18 protein-coding genes are annotated in these 18,177 nt (G+C 61.3%); 7 read left to right on the forward strand and 11 right to left on the reverse strand.

Features of this window, described 5'->3' with window-relative positions; all coding sequences use genetic code 11:
• The first annotated feature begins 5 nt into the window (after positions 1-5).
• Both K3819_RS28740 and K3819_RS28745 read left to right on the forward strand, forming a co-directional pair.
• A complete protein-coding gene (locus tag K3819_RS28740; protein WP_371857696.1) occupies positions 6-677 on the forward strand; it encodes a DUF2931 family protein in 672 nt (223 codons plus the stop codon).
• A gap of 257 nt (positions 678-934) precedes the next feature.
• Positions 935-1,183, forward strand: a complete 249-nt coding sequence (locus K3819_RS28745; protein WP_178076481.1) for a hypothetical protein — start codon at positions 935-937, stop codon at positions 1,181-1,183.
• Between the two features lie 99 nt (positions 1,184-1,282).
• Here K3819_RS28745 and K3819_RS28750 read toward each other — a convergent pair whose 3' ends face one another.
• From K3819_RS28750 to K3819_RS28760, 3 genes are all read right to left on the reverse strand, one after another.
• Positions 1,283-1,558, reverse strand: coding sequence for an HU family DNA-binding protein (locus K3819_RS28750; protein ID WP_003213368.1), 276 nt, complete (start codon positions 1,556-1,558; stop codon positions 1,283-1,285).
• 190 nt (positions 1,559-1,748) lie between these two features.
• The gene (locus tag K3819_RS28755) at positions 1,749-2,897 is read right to left on the reverse strand and encodes an NAD(P)/FAD-dependent oxidoreductase (RefSeq protein ID WP_085612416.1); all 1,149 of its coding nucleotides are present in this window, start codon (positions 2,895-2,897) and stop codon (positions 1,749-1,751) included.
• Between the two features lie 21 nt (positions 2,898-2,918).
• On the reverse strand, positions 2,919-3,086 hold the full coding sequence (locus tag K3819_RS28760) for a rubredoxin (protein WP_007954349.1): 168 nt from the start codon (positions 3,084-3,086) through the stop codon (positions 2,919-2,921).
• Positions 3,087-3,285: 199 nt separating this feature from the next.
• Here K3819_RS28760 and K3819_RS28765 point away from each other — a divergent pair, with 199 nt between their 5' ends.
• Both K3819_RS28765 and ubiA read left to right on the forward strand, forming a co-directional pair.
• Positions 3,286-3,837: a chorismate lyase gene (locus tag K3819_RS28765; RefSeq protein ID WP_221398351.1), complete on the forward strand. Its 552-nt coding sequence runs from the start codon at positions 3,286-3,288 to the stop codon at positions 3,835-3,837.
• Positions 3,837-4,727, forward strand: a complete 891-nt coding sequence (ubiA, locus tag K3819_RS28770) for a 4-hydroxybenzoate octaprenyltransferase (RefSeq protein ID WP_221398352.1) — start codon at positions 3,837-3,839, stop codon at positions 4,725-4,727. Before K3819_RS28765 ends, ubiA begins: the two co-directional genes overlap by 1 nt.
• A 113-nt stretch (positions 4,728-4,840) precedes the next feature.
• On the opposite strand, the gene K3819_RS28775 is transcribed toward ubiA, so the two are convergent.
• A complete protein-coding gene (locus K3819_RS28775; protein WP_007954346.1) occupies positions 4,841-5,224 on the reverse strand; it encodes a hypothetical protein in 384 nt (127 codons plus the stop codon).
• Positions 5,225-5,375: 151 nt separating this feature from the next.
• Between K3819_RS28775 and phoB the strand changes: the two genes are divergently transcribed.
• From phoB to K3819_RS28790, 3 genes are all read left to right on the forward strand, one after another.
• Positions 5,376-6,065, forward strand: coding sequence for a phosphate regulon transcriptional regulator PhoB (phoB, locus tag K3819_RS28780; protein WP_003229608.1), 690 nt, complete (start codon positions 5,376-5,378; stop codon positions 6,063-6,065).
• Between the two features lie 74 nt (positions 6,066-6,139).
• A complete protein-coding gene (gene phoR, locus K3819_RS28785; RefSeq protein WP_236187695.1) occupies positions 6,140-7,426 on the forward strand; it encodes a phosphate regulon sensor histidine kinase PhoR in 1,287 nt (428 codons plus the stop codon).
• Positions 7,427-7,537: 111 nt separating this feature from the next.
• Positions 7,538-8,878 carry a hemolysin family protein gene (locus tag K3819_RS28790; RefSeq protein ID WP_007954342.1) on the forward strand — a complete coding sequence of 447 codons (1,341 nt, stop codon included), beginning with the start codon at positions 7,538-7,540 and terminating at the stop codon, positions 8,876-8,878.
• Positions 8,879-8,884: 6 nt separating this feature from the next.
• Here the strand turns inward: K3819_RS28790 and K3819_RS28795 are convergent, their stop codons facing one another.
• From K3819_RS28795 to K3819_RS28825, 7 genes are all read right to left on the reverse strand, one after another.
• A complete protein-coding gene (locus tag K3819_RS28795; protein WP_064600495.1) occupies positions 8,885-9,781 on the reverse strand; it encodes a M23 family metallopeptidase in 897 nt (298 codons plus the stop codon).
• A 184-nt stretch (positions 9,782-9,965) separates the two neighbouring features.
• Positions 9,966-10,922, reverse strand: a complete 957-nt coding sequence (locus K3819_RS28800; RefSeq protein WP_011336612.1) for a response regulator — start codon at positions 10,920-10,922, stop codon at positions 9,966-9,968.
• Between the two features lie 177 nt (positions 10,923-11,099).
• Positions 11,100-11,861 (reverse strand): phosphate signaling complex protein PhoU, encoded by a 762-nt coding sequence (gene phoU / locus K3819_RS28805; RefSeq protein WP_007954334.1) that lies wholly within the window; start codon positions 11,859-11,861, stop codon positions 11,100-11,102.
• A 71-nt stretch (positions 11,862-11,932) separates the two neighbouring features.
• Complete coding sequence (gene pstB, locus K3819_RS28810; RefSeq protein WP_007954333.1) at positions 11,933-12,766, reverse strand: phosphate ABC transporter ATP-binding protein PstB; 834 nt, start codon at positions 12,764-12,766, stop codon at positions 11,933-11,935.
• Between the two features lie 160 nt (positions 12,767-12,926).
• The gene (pstA, locus tag K3819_RS28815; RefSeq protein ID WP_064600499.1) at positions 12,927-14,597 is read right to left on the reverse strand and encodes a phosphate ABC transporter permease PstA; all 1,671 of its coding nucleotides are present in this window, start codon (positions 14,595-14,597) and stop codon (positions 12,927-12,929) included.
• A gap of 16 nt (positions 14,598-14,613) precedes the next feature.
• On the reverse strand, positions 14,614-16,647 hold the full coding sequence (locus K3819_RS28820; protein ID WP_170844920.1) for an ABC transporter permease subunit: 2,034 nt from the start codon (positions 16,645-16,647) through the stop codon (positions 14,614-14,616).
• A gap of 424 nt (positions 16,648-17,071) precedes the next feature.
• The gene (locus K3819_RS28825) at positions 17,072-18,073 is read right to left on the reverse strand and encodes a phosphate ABC transporter substrate-binding protein PstS (RefSeq protein WP_064600501.1); all 1,002 of its coding nucleotides are present in this window, start codon (positions 18,071-18,073) and stop codon (positions 17,072-17,074) included.
• Between the last annotated feature and the right edge of the window lie 104 nt (positions 18,074-18,177).

The raw sequence follows: 18,177 nt of genomic DNA on the forward strand, positions 1-18,177 counted from the left end.
CGTACATGCTCAAGATTGTCTTCGCTCTGACATTGGCTGTTTTGCTGGGCGGCTGCGCGTTCGCCGACAGAAAATCACTGCCTTACGACGGCTGGATGCTCAGATTTTTTGCTCCCGATTACATGGAGGTCTGGATCGAAACTGCCGACGTTGTGGACGTCAACAAGCGCGTGTTTCGAGGCGCAGCCTTTGGAATTCCGGCCATTTCCTACCCTCGGCCACTCAGTAAAGGTGTACCCACCAAGTTCCGGGGGAAACCAATTGGGTGGCCGGAACATCCCGTAGGCAAAGGCCGATATGTCACGGGCGCCGCACTGCCACGTCTGGTCTACGTGCGCTGGCAATCCATGGCCGAGCCGCAAACCTACGAAGCCTACATAGAGATTCCGGAGTCGGCGCGCCAAGTTATGCTCAAGAGTGAAAAAGCTTTCTGTGGGGCAGACGGCAAATGGATCACGGATTACCGAAACATGGTGATCATTGGCCTTGTGCCCGGCGGCATCGCCAAGGTCTGGCTGGGCGGCCAGTGTCTTCGGTCAACTGAAATCATGCGAGTCCAGGCCACGATCAACCCCAAAGGCCCCTACGATGGGAGGTCCAACGGAAGACATCGACAGCTCCATGAGGAATCCAAGGCCTACATCGAAAAATACGGTATCCCATATAACAGTTGGTGAAGCCCGCAAGAGCCTTCGTCGTCATGTCATCGATACCTCGACAAGCTAGATGCCATCCAGATTAAGAAGCTTTGTACTATTTAACCGTAGCAAGAAAAGGCACCGCATTCATGACAGATCGACTCCATGATAGATCAGGACTTCTCCGCAAATATTGTTGGGTTGTCGTGGTAACTCTCGCGGTAAATATCTCCGTTCGAGCTGAAGGCTGTGTTGGGTTTGGATGCGCAGTAAACGGCGGTCCCCTCGAATTCTCAATGCTGACTGGGATTGGTTTTCTCTACACAACGGTCAGGCCGATCATTACAACCTCAGAGGCCAGTGACGACGGTCCGTCGAAACACTACACCCAGGCCTTGATAGATGATGCTGCAGCGCATCTGGCAACTGACGGCGTTCATGAAGGTCCCATACTGGAGTCTGAATGGCGCGATTACCTGAAACAGTATGGACCTCAGGCAAGCAAGAAAGAGTTTGCCAGGATGGTATTGGCTACCTATGGCTGATCCGGACGAAATCATCGAGCACAAAAAATGGGCATCCGACCGCAATCGGTATGCCCATTTTTCATGCAGCGCGCCCGGCTGACCGGGCGTTTACCGCCATTATGGATTGACGCTGTCTTTCAACGATTTGCCTGGCTTGAACGCAACGGTGTTGCTGGCCTTGATCTTCACCGGTTCACCGGTCTGCGGGTTTTTGCCGGTGCGGGCACCGCGGTGGCGTTGCAGGAAGGTGCCGAAGCCCACCAACGTGACGCTGTCCTTGCGGTGCAGGGCGCCGGTGATTTCTTCGAGAACGGCGTTGAGAACGCGGTTGGCCTGCTCTTTGGTCAGATCCGCTTTTTCAGCGATTGCAGCGGCGAGTTCTGGTTTACGCATTAGTGAAGCCCCTTTGACGGTTTTTTGTTGTTATGTCCGTGCTGTTCTCGTTGGAACAGCGCCCAAGGCGCCGCAGGCTCTACTCTGCGGCAGACGGGAGTGAGGATGGCACGCGGATAAGGGCGGCGCCAGTCTCCCCGCGACCTTTGTGGGGGCAAAAGCGGGGTGATTCCGACAGAACGACCGGTATTTACGCCAGCAAGGCCGGAAGCTGTTTGTTCAGCGCAAGTTTTTCCATCACCGCCGTGCCGGTCAGGGCATAACCGAGCAATTGCCCTTCGGCGTCGTGGCACAGCACCTTGATGTCAGCGCCCTGCCCTTCGACCGTCCAGACGCCTTCGCGGCCCCGTGGCGGCGGGGAAACCACCAGCGGGCAGACCGGGGTTTTTACGGTGATCGGCATCGGTCCGTAGTTCACCATGGTCGGGTTGCCGGCCAGGGTCTGTGCCAGCGCTCGCGCACAACTCATGAGGGGCATGACGTACAGAAGATTCAGCCCGTCGACCTCGGCGCAGTCGCCTAGGGCGTAAATGTTGGCGTGAGAGGTTTGCAGATGACGGTCGACCACCACGCCGCGATTGGTCTGGATGCCGGCAGCCGCCGCCAGATCGATCCGCGGGCGCAGGCCGATGGCCGAAACCACCACATCGCACGGGACAACCTGACCGTCGGACAGGTGCGCTTCCAGTCCGTCAGCGACTTTTTGCAGGCGGGTCAGCACCGGGCCGAGGTGGAAACGCGCGCCGAGACTTTCCAGCCCGGCCTGCACCGCAGCCGCCGCAGCGGGATGCAGCAGGGTCGGCATCACCTGCTCGCACGGTGCAACCAGTTGCACCTCGTAGCCACCGAGAATCAGGTCATTGGCGAACTCGCAGCCGATCAGCCCGGCACCGAGCAACAGCACCCGACGCTTGCCGGCGGCCGCCGCGCGAAAGCGCGCGTAGTCTTCGAGATCGTTGATCGGGAACACCAGATCCCCGCCGTCACCTTCGATCGGCACACGCACGGTTTCCGCGCCCCAGGCGAGGATCAGGTCGCGATAGCTCACCGCTTCCTCGCCGATCCACAGCCGCTTGTGGCCCGGATCGATGCCGCTGATGCGGGTATGGGTGCGGATCTCGGCCTTCAACTGCTCGGCCATCGCGCCCGGCTCGGCCATGCTCAAGCCGTCGGCGTCCTTGTGCTTGCCGAAGCCGGTTGAAAGCATCGGCTTGGAGTAGGAGCGACCGTCATCGGCGGTAATCAGCAGCAACGGGGTTTCGCCATCGAGTTTGCGAAACTCGCGGGCCAGATTGTAACCCGCAAGCCCGGTGCCAATGATGACGACAGGTGCGCTCATGCCCTACTCCTCAGTGTTTTCTCAGTTGATTTCGATCATTTCGAAGTCCATCTTGCCGACGCCGCAGTCCGGGCACAGCCAGTCTTCCGGCACGTCCTGCCACAGGGTGCCCGGCGCAATGCCGTCATCCGGCCAGCCGTCGGCTTCGTTGTAGATCAGGCCGCAGACCACACATTGCCACTTTTTCATTCAGGTACTTCCTCAGGGTTCAGGCTTTAGCCGGCGCGGACGGTCGATGGTGCAGCGTTGCCGTCCGGCTCAGGGCGTTTTGTACTGATCGGGCCGGGCAGATGCAAGCCTGTTCGGCGCAGCGGCGACCCGGATCAATCAAACTCTCGGTTCAGCATGGTAAGCTCGCCGCCTCATTTGCTGCCAATAATGACTCATTGTGCAACACACAAACGCTCCGCTGTGGCGCCCGCAAAGCGAACTGACCCCCCTCCCCGACACATCCACGCTCGACTGGCTGTTCGATGAAGGCTCCCTGACCCGCCGGCTGACGCGCCTGTCCGATGACGGCTTCAGCGTGACGCCGCTGTTCGAAGGCTGGCAGACCCTGCGCGACGACGAATGCGCCGCGCTGGACCTGGCCGAAGGCAGCGAGGGCTGGGTGCGCGAGGTGTATCTGCGCGGGCATGGCGAGGCCTGGGTGTTCGCCCGCAGCGTGGCGTCGCGCAGTGCCTTGCAGGGCGACGGCTTGCACATGGATGAACTGGGCAGCCGCTCGCTGGGCGAACTGCTGTTTTGCGATCACGCCTTCCAGCGTCGCGCCATCGAAGTCTGCCATTACCCGAAACACTGGTTGCCGGAAGGCTCCCGGGCTGCCGGCCTGTGGGGACGGCGCTCGCGGTTCGACCGTGGCGCCTTGAGCGTACTGGTGGCGGAGATTTTCCTGCCTGCGCTGTGGGAAGCTGTCCGCGCCCGTCCGGAGAACTGCTGATGTACCAAAGCCTGCTCAAATCCCTGAATCGCTTGAACCCGCGCGCCTGGGACTTCATCCAGCTGACGCGGATGGACAAGCCGATCGGCATTTACCTGCTGCTGTGGCCGACGCTCTGGGCCCTGTGGATTGCCGGTAAAGGCTCGCCATCGCTGGCCAACATCGTGATTTTCGTCCTCGGCGTGATCCTGACCCGCGCCGGGGGTTGCGTGATCAATGACTGGGCCGACCGCAAGGTCGACGGCCACGTCAAACGCACTGCGCAGCGACCTATTGCTGCCGGCAGGATCAGTTCGAAAGAGGCGCTGGTGTTCTTCGCGCTGCTGATGGGCGTGAGTTTCCTGCTGGTGCTGTGCACCAACGCCGCGACCATCTGGCTGTCGCTGGGCGGTCTGGCGCTGGCGTTCACTTATCCGTTCATGAAGCGTTACACCTATTACCCGCAAGTGGTGCTGGGCGCGGCGTTCTCCTGGGGCATGCCGATGGCGTTCACCGCCGAAACCGGTGAGCTGCCGGCAACCGCCTGGCTGCTGTGGATCGCCAATCTGCTGTGGACGGTGGGCTACGACACTTATTACGCGATGACCGACCGCGACGATGACCTGAAGATCGGCGTGAAATCCACGGCGATCCTGTTCGGCGATGCAGACCGGGCGATCATCCTGACCTTGCAGGCGCTGTCGCTGGGCTGTCTGGTGCTGGCGGGGTCGAAATTCGAGCTGGGAATCTGGTTCCACCTCGGCCTGCTGGTAGCCGCCGGGTGCTACGCCTGGGAATTCTGGTACACCCGCGACCGGGACCGGATGCGTTGCTTCAAGGCGTTCCTGCACAACCACTGGGCCGGGCTGACGATTTTCATCGGGATCGTGCTGGATTACGCGTTGCGCTGAAACACAAAACCTGTGGGAGCGAGCTTGCTCGCGAAAGCGTTGGGTCAGTTGCCACATAGGCTGACTGAAAAGACGCCTTCGCGAGCAAGCCCGCTCCCACAGGGGATTTGCGTTTATTTGTGCTCGTGAACCACGTGCCACACGTCCTTCATCTTGTCGCCGGTCATATCGCCCGGCTTGGCATCTTTCACGAAGGTGTACAGCGGCTTGCCGTCGTAGGCGTACTGCATCATGCCGTCATCGCGTTTGATGACTGTCCATTTACCTTCAGCCTTGGCATCTGCCGGCGCCATCAACGGCGGCCAGTTCTTGGCGCAGTCGCCGTTGCACATCGACTTGCCGCCACTGTCCTTGTCGAACGTGTAAAGCGTCATGCCCTTGTGGTCGACCATCATGCCGTCTTTCATCATGGCCGGCTCGGCCGCCATCGCCAGTCCAGGCAAGGTCAGGGCGGCAGCCATCAGCAAAGCCTTAAAGGAAGCAGTCATTTGAGTCATGGAAACCTTCTCTTGTGGTTGTCAGGATTCGGACTTAAAGCTTAGTTCAGGATTCGCACAATCGCCGCCGGACTAAAATACTGTCACACGACTGCAATAATTCCGTTATCTAATGCGGCGCAAGACAGTTAAATGACAAGAGGATTAAGGCATGGTTGGCAGGAGCATTCTGATCGTCGACGACGAAGCGCCCATTCGCGAAATGATCGCCGTTGCGTTGGAAATGGCCGGCTATGACTGCCTCGAGGCAGAGAACTCGCAGCAGGCCCACGCCATCATCGTCGACCGCAAGCCGGACCTGATCCTGCTCGACTGGATGCTGCCCGGCACCTCCGGCATCGAGCTGGCCCGCCGCCTCAAGCGTGACGAGCTGACCGGGGACATCCCGATCATCATGCTCACCGCCAAGGGCGAAGAGGACAACAAGATCCAGGGTCTGGAAGTCGGCGCCGACGACTACATCACCAAACCGTTTTCCCCACGCGAACTGGTCGCACGCCTCAAGGCTGTGCTGCGTCGCGCCGGCCCGACCGATGGCGAAGCGCCGATCGAAGTCGGCGGCCTGCTGCTCGACCCGATCAGCCATCGCGTGACCATCGACGGCCGCCCGGCCGAGATGGGCCCGACCGAATACCGTCTGCTGCAATTCTTCATGACCCACCAGGAGCGCGCCTACACCCGTGGCCAGTTGCTGGATCAGGTCTGGGGCGGCAACGTCTATGTTGAAGAGCGCACCGTCGACGTGCACATCCGGCGCCTGCGCAAGGCCCTCGGCGATGCCTACGAAAATCTGGTACAAACCGTGCGCGGCACCGGCTACCGGTTCTCCACCAAGGCCTGAGCCGAGCGCCCTCACCGTAGACAAGGACCGCATTTTCCGTGAACCAAAACTGGCATGGCACCCTGATTCGCCACATGCTGTTGCTGGTCACCGGCTGTCTGGTGATCGGCCTGATCACCGGCTACTACGGCTGGAGCCTGGCGGCGGGCCTGGGCCTGTACCTGGCCTGGACGCTCAAGCAACTGCTGCGCCTGCACGAATGGCTGCGCCTGCACCAACCCGATGAAGCACCGCCCGACGGCTACGGCCTGTGGGGCGAGGTGTTCGACAGCATCTACCACCTGCAACGCCGCGACCAACGAGTGCGCGGACGCCTGCAAGCGGTGATCGACCGCGTTCAGGAGTCCACCGCCGCGCTGAAAGACGCGGTGATCATGCTCGACAGCGACGGCAACCTGGAATGGTGGAACCGCGCCGCCGAAACCCTGCTCGGCTTGAAAACCCCGCAGGACAGCGGCCAACCGGTGACCAATCTGGTTCGCCATCCGCGCTTCAAGGAATACTTCGAGCAGGAAAGCTACGCCGAACCGCTGGAAATCCCTTCGCCCACCAACGATCGCGTACGCATCCAGCTGTACCTCACGCGGTACGGCAACAACGAACACCTGATGCTGGTCCGCGACGTCACCCGCATCCATCAGCTTGAACAGATGCGCAAGGACTTCATCGCCAACGTCTCCCACGAGCTGCGCACCCCGCTGACGGTGATCTGCGGCTACCTGGAAACCCTGCTCGACAACGTCGAGGAAGTGAACCCGCGCTGGAGCCGCGCCCTGCAGCAGATGCAGCAACAGGGCGGGCGCATGCAGACCCTGCTCAACGATTTACTGCTGCTGGCCAAACTGGAAGCCACCGACTACCCGTCGGACAACCAGCCGGTGCACATCGACACCCTGTTGCAATCGATCAAGAGTGATGCGCAGCAGTTGTCCGGCTCGAAGAATCAGCGCATCACCCTGGAAGCCGACACCCGCATCCTGCTCAAGGGCAGCGAGGCGGAACTGCGCAGTGCGTTTTCCAACCTGGTGTTCAACGCCGTCAAATACACCCCGGCCGAGGGCAATATCCGCATCCGCTGGTGGGGCGACGATCAGGGCGCGCACCTGAGCGTGCAGGATTCCGGGATCGGCATCGACAGCAAACACCTGCCGCGCCTGACCGAACGCTTCTACCGCGTCGACTCCAGCCGCAACTCCAACACCGGCGGCACGGGCCTGGGACTGGCCATCGTCAAACACGTGCTGCTGCGCCATCGCGCCCGGATGGAAATCAGCAGCGTGCCCGGTCATGGCAGCACCTTCACCTGCCATTTCGCCCCGGCCCAGGTCGCTCAGGCACGGGTCATCAGCGCCGCTGAGTAATGCCGGACTAGGCAATCGCCAGGTCAGCCGCTACATTGGCTGACTTGCGCCTGCCTTTCAGGTGCGGATTTTTCTTTCTTTCGAATCACACGGAACCCGCAAAACTCCATCATGGACCCTTCCCCTGGCTTGTCCCTCGCAACAATATTCGCCGATTTCGGCATGATTCTTTTCGCTCTGATCCTGGTTTTGCTCAACGGCTTCTTCGTTGCGGCGGAGTTCGCCATGGTCAAACTGCGCTCGACCCGGGTCGAAGCCATCGCTGAGCAGCACGGCTGGCGCGGGCACATCCTGCGCACGGTGCACAGCCAGCTCGATGCTTACCTCTCGGCGTGCCAGCTCGGTATCACCCTCGCCTCCCTGGGCCTGGGCTGGGTCGGTGAGCCGGCGTTCGCGCACATTCTCGAGCCGCTGCTGAGCGCGGTCGGCGTGCAGTCGGCCGAAGTCGTCAAAGGCATCTCGTTCTTCACTGCGTTCTTCATCATTTCGTACCTGCACATCGTGGTCGGCGAGCTCGCACCCAAATCCTGGGCGATCCGCAAGCCCGAATTGCTGTCGCTGTGGACGGCGGTGCCGCTGTACCTGTTCTACTGGGCCATGTACCCGGCGATCTACCTGCTCAACGCCAGCGCCAACACCATCCTGCGCATTGCGGGGCAAGGTGAGCCCGGCCCGCATCACGAGCACCATTACAGCCGCGAAGAACTGAAACTGATCCTGCACTCCAGCCGTGGCCAGGACCCGAGCGACCAGGGCATGCGCGTGCTGGCCTCGGCGGTGGAAATGGGCGAGCTGGAAGTGGTCGACTGGGCCAACTCCCGGGAAGACCTGATTACCCTCGAGTTCAACGCCCCGCTGAAAGAAATCCTGGCGATGTTCCGCCGCCACAAGTTCAGCCGTTATCCGGTGTACGACAGCGAGCGCAAGGAGTTCGTCGGCCTGCTGCACATCAAGGATCTGCTGCTGGAGCTGGCGGCGCTGGATCACATTCCCGAGTCGTTCAACCTCGCCGAACTGACGCGCCCGCTGGAACGCGTGTCGCGGCACATGCCGCTGTCGCAGCTGCTGGAACAGTTCCGCAAGGGCGGCTCGCACTTCGCTGTGGTCGAAGAGGCCGACGGCAACATCATCGGCTACCTGACCATGGAAGACGTGCTGGAAGTGCTGGTCGGCGACATCCAGGACGAACACCGCAAGGCCGAGCGCGGCATCCTCGCCTACCAGCCGGGCAAGTTGCTGGTGCGGGGCGATACGCCGCTGTTCAAGGTCGAGCGCCTGCTGGGGATCGACCTGGATCACATCGAAGCCGAAACCCTCGCCGGGCTGATCTACGAAACCCTGAAACGGGTGCCGGAAGAGGAAGAAGTGCTGGAAGTCGAAGGCCTGCGGATCATCATCAAGAAGATGAAAGGTCCGAAGATCATTCTGGCCAAGGTGCTGATGCTCGACTGACGGGGTTTACTGCTTGCCCAGCGCAAAGTTGGGCAACGCCCCCAGCGGCTGGTTGAACTGATACGGAATCGACACCAGCCCCATCCCGGTATTGCGCTGCACCACGAAGTGCAGGTGCGGGCCGCTGCTGTTGCCGGTGTTGCCGGACAGCGCCAGCGGACTGCCCACCGCCACTCGCTGCCCCTCGCGCACACTCACCGACCCTTGTTTGAGATGCAGGTACACGCCCATCGTGCCGTCGTCGTGCAGGATCCGCACGAAGTTGCCGGACGGATCGGTGCCGCGCCCGTTCTGGGAATTCTCGGTCTTCACCACCACCCCGGCGCGCGCCGCGATGATCGGCGTGCCGACCGGCATGGCGATGTCCATCGCATATTTGTTCTTCGGCCCGAAGTGGCTGTAATCGCCATTGGCGCCCTGGCTGAGGCGGAACGGCCCGCCACGCCATGGAAACGGATAGCGATAGCCCTGAGCCGCGCCAGCCGGGTCGCCGAGGGAATACTGGAACATCGGCGTGTACACCAGCGGTTTGCCACCGGATACCGGCGTCAGCAACGCCAGCCGCGTATTGCTGCGCGCCGGCAGCACCCGGCGAATCGTTTGCGCCGGTGCGCCGCGCACGTTGCTCATCCCGGTAAACGCCAGGGCAACCTCGACCGGCGCATACAGGTCGTTGCGCACGAACACCACGTCCGCGCCCTTCTGTTTCTTGATGTCGAGATAGACCTGGCGCTCGAGGCGCTCGACCATCCGATCCTGAAACACGAACACCTGGGAGCCTTTGCTCGGACGGTCGCTGTACGAAACCACTCCGTTGGCATCGGTGGACTTGTAAATCGTCATGGCCACCGTCGAGGTGGAGGCCATGAACAGACCACAGAAAAACAGCAGGCGCAGGGGCATGGGCAAAAGTTCTGTCGAGTAAGGCCTGGGAATGAGCCTAGCAGCTGAAGCAGACCAGGCTAGTCGACAGATGTTTCAAAATGGCGTGAATGATCGTCCCCACGCTTTGCGTGAGGGGACGCGGAGCGTCCCTTGAGGCATTCCCACGCGGAGCGTGGGAACGATCAATGTCTGGCGACGAAGATTATGCGCCCGGAACGAAGTGCTTCTGCGCCGTGCCGCGGGCGATCAGGCGGGAGATGTAGTCGAGCTTCTGCGCGTCCTGGTCGACGAAGCGGAAGGTCAGTTGCAGCCAGTCGCTGTCGGGTTTCGGCTCGTGGGCGACGACGGCGTGCAGATAGCCGTTGAGACGGGCGATTTCGGCGTTGTCGCCCTGCTCCAGATCGAGCACGGCGCTGTCGAGGATCTGCGGCAGGGTGTCGGTGCGTTTCACCACCAGCAGCGCTTCCTTGATGCTCAGGGCCTTGATCACGCATTGCTGAGTGCCGCTAGGGAGGCGCAGTTGGCCCTGACCGCGACCGCCGGCCGGAGCGCTTGAGGCTGCAGGAGCCTTCACCGGCGGGCTGTTGAGCAGGCCACGCTGTGGCGCGGCGGCAGGTGCCGGGGCTGCAGCGGCAGGCTTGGCAAACGGGTTGGCCGCAGCAGCAGCCGGAGCGGAACCGACCACGGCAGCCTTGCCGCCGGTCAACGCGCTCAGGGAGTCGTTGCCGAACGCCGAGTTCATCTTGGTTGGAGCGCTGTTCATCAGAGTGTCGAGCTTGCCGACCTTGTTCAGAGCCTGCTTGACCTTGGTCAGCAGTTGCTCGTTGGTGAACGGCTTGCTGACGTAACCGGTAACACCGGCTTGGATCGCCTGCACGACGTTTTCCTTGTCGCCCCGGCTGGTGACCATGATGAACGGCATGGTCTTGAGGTTGTCCTGCTCACGGCACCAGGTCAGCAGTTCGAGACCGGACATTTCCGGCATTTCCCAGTCGCACAGCACCAGGTCGAAGGCTTCCTTGGCCAGCATGGCCTGGGCCTTCTTGCCGTTGATGGCGTCCTCGGTGCGGATCCCCGGGAAGTAATTACGCAGGCACTTTTTCACCAGGTCACGAATGAACGATGCATCGTCCACGACCAACACACTGATCTTGCTCATCCAACACCCCTATTAAAATCCCGGCAAGCATAACGCTGGCTGATGGCACATTGCCAAAACTCTTCAGTCACGCCGGGACTTTTCGTTCGCGGGTGCTGCTTTTTATTTCGGTTCTGCCTATGAAAAGCAGAAACAAAAACGCCCGGCCAAAGGGCCGGGCGCTTTTCTCAGGCAATCTTACTTATCGTCAGCATCGCCCGGAACATTAGCGGTTTCGCCACTTGTCCCTTCAACTTCTTCCTTCATGCGCTTGAGGCCCATGTGCCGCACATCGGTGCCGCGCACCAGATAAATCACCAGCTCGGAGATGTTACGGGCGTGGTCGCCGATCCGTTCCAGCGAACGCAGGACCCAGATAATGCTCAAGACACGCGAGATAGAGCGCGGGTCTTCCATCATGTAGGTCGCCAGCTCACGCAGGGCGGTCTTGTATTCGCGGTCGATGATCTTGTCGTATTGCGCCACCGACAGCGCCAGGTCGGCGTCGAAGCGGGCAAAGGCGTCCAGCGCATCGCGGACCATGTTGCGCACCTGGTCGCCGATGTGGCGAACCTCGACGTAACCGCGCGGCGCTTCGCCTTCTTCGCATAGCTGGATCGCACGCCGGGCGATCTTGGTCGCTTCGTCGCCGATGCGCTCAAGGTCGATCACCGATTTGGAGATGCTGATGATCAGACGCAGGTCGGACGCCGCCGGCTGACGACGGGCCAAAATGCGCAGGCATTCTTCGTCGATATTGCGTTCCATCTGGTTGATCTGGTCGTCGATCTCGCGCACTTGCTGGGCCAGGCCCGAGTCGGCCTCGATCAGCGCGGTGACCGCGTCGTTGACCTGTTTCTCGACCAGCCCGCCCATGGCCAGCAGGTGGCTGCGCACTTCTTCCAGTTCGGCGTTGAACTGCGCGGAAATGTGATGGGTAAGGCCTTCTTTACTAATCATGTTGGCGTCCTTGGAGCGTCCGGTAAGGTGCGGCGGGCCGCAGCGTCAATTCTGTGAATAACCCGCAACTGTCAGCCGTAACGACCGGTGATGTAGTCTTCGGTCTGCTTCTTGGCCGGATTGGTGAACAGGGTATCGGTGTCGCCGAATTCCACCAGTTTGCCCATGTACATGAACGCCGTGTAGTCGGACACCCGCGCCGCCTGCTGCATGTTGTGGGTCACGATGACGATGGTGAACTTGGATTTGAGCTCGTAGATCAACTCTTCGACTTTCAGGGTCGAGATCGGGTCGAGTGCCGAGCACGGTTCGTCGAGCAGCAGCACTTCCGGTTCCACGGCGATGGTACGGGCGATCACCAGACGCTGTTGCTGTCCACCGGACAGGCCGAGGGCCGAGTCATGCAGACGGTCTTTCACTTCGTCCCACAGGGCCGCGCCTTTCAACGCCCACTCGACGGCTTCGTCGAGGATGCGCTTCTTGTTGATGCCCTGGATGCGCAGGCCGTAGACCACGTTTTCGTAGATGGTCTTCGGGAACGGGTTAGGCTTCTGGAACACCATGCCGACCCGGCGACGCAGCTCGGCCACGTCTTCGCCCTTGCGGTAGATGTTGTTGCCGTACAGGTTGATCGCGCCTTCGACGCGGCAGCCGTCCACCAGGTCGTTCATGCGGTTGAAGGTACGCAGCAGCGTGGACTTGCCGCAGCCGGACGGGCCGATGAAGGCGGTCACGCGCTGTTTCGGGATGTTCATGCTGACGTCGAACAGCGCCTGTTTCTCGCCGTAGTAGAGGCTCAGGCCCGGCACTTCGATGGCCACGGTTTCCTGCTCGAGGTTCAGGCTCTGCTTGTCGCGGCCCAGGGCAGACATGTTGATGCCGTGGGTATGTGTTTCGTGCTGCATGGGAGATCCCCTGTGCTAACAAATTCGGTTCGGTTTGCCGCTTGGTGCGGCTGTACGCAATCTAGTGTGGGAGCGGGCTTGCTCGCGAAGAGGTCGGCACATTCAACATCAATGCTGCCTGACCCACCGCTTTCGCGAGCAAGCCCGCTCCCACAGGAAATCAGCTATCCAATGCTTTGTACTTCTCGCGCAGGTGGTTACGGATGTACACCGCCGACAGGTTCAGGGTGGCGATCACCAGCACCAGCAGCAGCGCCGTGGCATACACCAGCGGCCGCGCGGCCTCGACGTTCGGGCTCTGGAAGCCAACGTCATAGATGTGGAAGCCCAGGTGCATGATCTTCTGATCCAGGTGCAGGTACGGGTAGTTGCCGTCCACCGGCAGCGACGGCGCCAGTTTCACCACACCTACCAGCATCAGCGGCGCCACTTCACCGGCGGCGCGAGCCACGGCGAGGATCATGCCGGTCATCATCGCCGGACTGGCCATCGGCAGAACGATCTTCCACAGGGTTTCAGCCTTGGTCGCGCCGAGGGCCAGCGAGCCTTCGCGCACGGTGCGCGGGATACGCGCCAGACCTTCCTCGGTGGCCACGATCACCACCGGCACCGCCAGCAGCGCCAGGGTCAACGAAGCCCAGAGCAGACCCGGTGTACCGAAGGTCGGTGCCGGCAGCGCTTCAGGGAAGAACAGACGGTCGAGCGAGCCACCGAGCACGTAGACGAAGAAGCCCAGACCGAACACGCCGTAAACAATCGCCGGAACACCCGCCAGGTTGTTCACCGCGATCCGGATCACCCGGGTCAGGGTGTTCTGCTTGGCGTATTCACGCAGGTACACCGCCGCCAGCACGCCGAACGGGGTCACGATCATCGCCATGATCAGGGTCATCATCACGGTGCCGAAGATCGCCGGGAAAATCCCGCCTTCGGTGTTCGCTTCACGCGGGTCGTCGGACAGGAATTCCCAGACCTTGCTGAAGTAGAAACCGATCTTGGTGAACGTCCCCATCGCGTTCGGCTGGTAGGCGTGAACCACTTTGCCCAGGCCGATTTCGATTTCCTTGCCGTTCGCATCACGAGCGGTCAAAGCGTCACGGTTGAACTGCGCGTGCAGGTCGGCCAGACGGGCTTCGATGTCCTGATAGCGGGCGTTCAGCTCGGCGCGCTCGGATTCCATGTCCGCTTGCGCGGTGGCGTCGAGCTTGCCTTCCAGCTCCAGCTTGCGACCGTGCAGACGGATGCGCTCGAGGCCGGCGTTGATTGCGCCGATGTCGGTTTTTTCCAGCGACTTGAGCTGCGCGGCGAGGCCGTTCACGCGGTTGATCCGCGCCTGCAGCTCAGGCCAGGCCGCTTCGCCTTCGGCGATCACCTTGCCGTCCTGTTTGACGTTGACCAGGTAGCCGTAGAAGTTGCCCCACTCACGACGCTCCAGCGCCATCAGCTCCGGCGGATTCTTCTGGTCGGTCAGCCACTCGCCGACGATCCAGGTGAAGTCGTTGCCGTTCAGGTCACGGTTGCCGACCTTGATCAGCTCGCGGGTCATGAATTCCGGACCTTCGTCCGGCACCGGCAGGCCGGCGCTCTTCAGACGGGCGCGCGGCACTTCTTCTTTCTGCACCACTTCGCCCACGACCAGATGCTGGCCTTGGCCCGGTACGTCATAGCTGGCGTGGATCAGATCCGCCGGCCAGAAGTGACCCAGACCGCGCACGGCGATCACCGCCAGCAGGCCAATGGTCATGATGACCGCGATGGACACCGCGCCGCCGCTGATCCAGACGCCGGGGGCGCCGCTCTTGAACCATCCTTTCAGGGAGTTCTGTTTCACAGACTTCTACCTTTGCTTAAAGCGACGAGTATTTCTTGCGCAGACGCTGACGAATCAGTTCCGCGAGGGTGTTCATGACGAAGGTGAACAACAGCAGCACCAGCGCCGAGAGGAACAGCACGCGGTAGTGGCTGCCGCCGACTTCCGACTCCGGCATTTCCACCGCGACGTTGGCGGCCAGGGTGCGCAGTCCTTCGAACAGGTTCATTTCCATGACCGGGGTGTTGCCGGTGGCCATCAGCACGATCATGGTTTCACCGACCGCACGGCCCATGCCGATCATCAGCGCCGAGAAGATGCCCGGGCTGGCGGTCAGGATCACCACGCGAGTCATGGTCTGCCACGGCGTGGCGCCGAGGGCCAGCGAGCCCAGGGTCAGGCCGCGCGGCACGCTGAACACGGCGTCTTCGGCGATCGAGTAGATGTTCGGGATCACCGCAAAGCCCATGGCCAGACCGACCACCAGTGCGTTGCGCTGGTCGTAGGTGATGCCCAGGTCGTGGGAGATCCACATGCGCATGTCACCACCGAAGAACCAGTTCTCCATGAACGGGCTCATGTACAGCGACAGCCAGCCCACGAACAGGATCACCGGGATCAGCAGCGCACTTTCCCAGCCGTCCGGGACTTTCAGGCGGATCGATTCAGGCAGGCGGCTGAAGGTGAAACCGGCGATCAGGATGCCGATCGGCAGCAGCATCAGCAGGCTGAAGATGCCAGGCAGATGCCCTTCTACATAAGGCGCGAGGAACAGACCGGCGAAGAAGCCGAGGATCACCGTCGGCATCGCTTCCATCAGCTCGATCACCGGCTTGACCTTGCGGCGCATGCCCGGGGCCATGAAGTACGCGGTGTAGATCGCAGCGGCGACGGCCAGCGGCGCGGCCAGCAGCATCGCGTAGAACGCGGCTTTCAGGGTGCCGAAAGTCAGTGGCGACAGGCTCAGCTTCGGTTCGAAATCGGTGTTGGCCGCAGTCGATTGCCAGACATATTTAGGCTCGTCGTAGTTCTCGTACCAGACCTTGCTCCACAGTGCGCTCCACGAGACTTCCGGGTGCGGGTTGTCGAGCAGCAGCGGTTGCAGCTTGCCGCCGGCTTCGACGATCACGCGGTTGGCCCGTGGCGACAGGCCGAACAGGCCCTGGCCTTCGACGACTTGATCGACCAGCAAGGTGCGGTGCGCGGTGCTGTGGAACACGCCGAGCTTGCCGCTGGCATCCAGGGCCAGGAAGCCTTTGCGACGTTCTTCGGCGGAAATTTCAACGATCGGCGTGGTGCCCATCTGGAAGGTGCGGATCTGCTTCAGGCGCAGCTCGCCATCGGTGTCGCGGGCCATGAACCACTGGGCCAGGCCACCCTTGGAGTCACCGACGATCAGCGAGATACCACCGACCAGTTGCGTAGTCGCAGTGACTTCAGCGTCAGCGTTTTCCAGCAGCTTGTAGCGACCGTTTAGGCTCTTGTCGCGCAGGCTGAACACGTCGGCCTGAGCACGCCCGTTGACCACGTACAGCCATTGCTGGCGCGGGTCGACGAAGATGTTTTTTACGGGCTCGGTCATCTGCGGCAGATCGATACGCTTCTGCTCGTTGGTGACTTCGCCGGTCATCATGTTTTCTTCGCTGGTCAGCGACAGCACATTCAGTTGCGAACCGGTGGAGCCGACCAGCATCAGGGTCGAATCGGTGGCGTTGAGGCTGACGTGCTCCAGCGCACCGCCGCTTTCGTTCAGCGCGATCGGTGTCTCGCCGTACGGGTACTCGATGGCCGGGGTGATGGTCTTCTTGCCATCCGGGTAGCTGACTTTATAGGTGTGACGGAACACCAGCGCCTGGCCGTTGGACAGGCCCACGGCCACCAGCGGATGGCCCGGCTGGTCTTCGCCGATGGAGGTCACACTGGCGCCTGCCGGCAGGGGCAGATCGACGCGCTTCAGTTCAGCGCCACTGTCGATGTCGAAGAACAGCGCCTGGCCCTTGTCGGAAACGCGCATGGCCACCTGATTCTGCTCTTCGAGCGAAATCATCAGCGGCTTGCCGGCGTCCTGCATCCAGGCCGGGGTGATTGCATCTTTCGCGGTCAGGTCGGCACCCTTGAACAGCGGCGCGACCACGTAGGCGAGGAAAAAGAAGATCAGGGTGATGGCTGCCAGTACCGCCAGACCGCCGACGAGGACGTACCAGCGGGTGAAGCGATCCTTGAGCGCGCGAATGCGGCGCTTGCGTTGCAACTCAGGCGTATTGAAGTCAATGCGCTTGGGAGGGTTCGTAGTCATTTTGGAATTGGCCAGATCATTCATGCGCACACCCTAGCGATCCTGTATGACAGAAAGATGACAATGCAGTGACGCACCAAATCCGCCGCCAGCAGGGCACTGGCAGTGGATAGAAGAATTCGGGGAGTGTGGGGGCCGGGCCGCTTGCGGGCCGGGCCCCACACGTGAGTCAGGCGGGGTTCACCCCTGACTCAGTTTGTTACTTTTTTGCGACTTCAGCGCCGCCTTCCTGCAGACCCAGGTCAGCCAGTGCTTTTGCAGCAACCTTGGCTGGCAGCGGGATGTAGCCGTCTTTCACGACCACTTCCTGACCCTGTTTCGACAGAACCAGTTTCACGAACTCGGCTTCCAGCGGGGCCAGAGGCTTGTTCGGGGCTTTGTTGACGTATACGTACAGGAAACGCGACAGCGGGTACTTGCCGTTCAGGGCGTTTTCTTCGGTGTCTTCGATGAAGTCCGAGCTGCCTTTCTTGGCCAGGGCCACGGTTTTCACGCTGGCGGTCTTGTAGCCGATGCCCGAGTAACCGATGCCGTTCAGCGAGGAGCTGATCGACTGCACGACCGAAGCCGAGCCTGGTTGTTCGTTGACGTTAGGCTTGTAATCGCCTTTGCACAGGGCTTCTTCCTTGAAGTAGCCGTAGGTGCCGGATACCGAGTTACGGCCAAACAGCTGAACCGGCTTGTTGGCCAGGTCGCCGGTCACGCCCAGGTCGCCCCAGGTTTTCACGTCGGCTTTGGCGCCGCACAGGCGGGTGGACGAGAAGATCGCGTCAACCTGTTCCATGGTCAGGTGCTGGATCGGGTTGTCCTTGTGCACGAAGACAGCCAGGGCGTCCACGGCAACCGGGATAGCGGTTGGCTTGTAGCCGTATTTCTGTTCGAAGGCCGCCAGTTCGGTGTCCTTCATCTTGCGGCTCATCGGGCCCAGGTTGGAGGTGCCTTCAGTCAGCGCAGGTGGTGCGGTGGCGGAGCCAGCAGCCTGAATCTGGATGTTTACGTTCGGGTATTCTTTTTTGTAGTTCTCGGCCCAGAGGGTCATGAGGTTGGCCAGGGTATCGGAACCGACGCTGGACAGGTTGCCCGACACACCAGTGGTCTTGGTGTAGCTCGGGATAGCAGGGTCAACAGCGGCAACCGCGTTGGCAGTCGCAACGCCAGCAGCGACAAAAGTCATTGCCGCCATCAAACGCTTCAGTTTCATGCCTTACTCCTAGCAGATAGGGTGTGTTAAGTCGGGGCCAAGTATCAGCAGGCCGTGTGAACACTCTATGGCTGAAATATGACAATTGGATGAAAGGCCAGCAT

Origin of the sequence: Pseudomonas sp. 3-2 (genome assembly GCF_019710535.1) — a bacterium.
Classification (GTDB): domain Bacteria; phylum Pseudomonadota; class Gammaproteobacteria; order Pseudomonadales; family Pseudomonadaceae; genus Aquipseudomonas; species Aquipseudomonas pharyngis.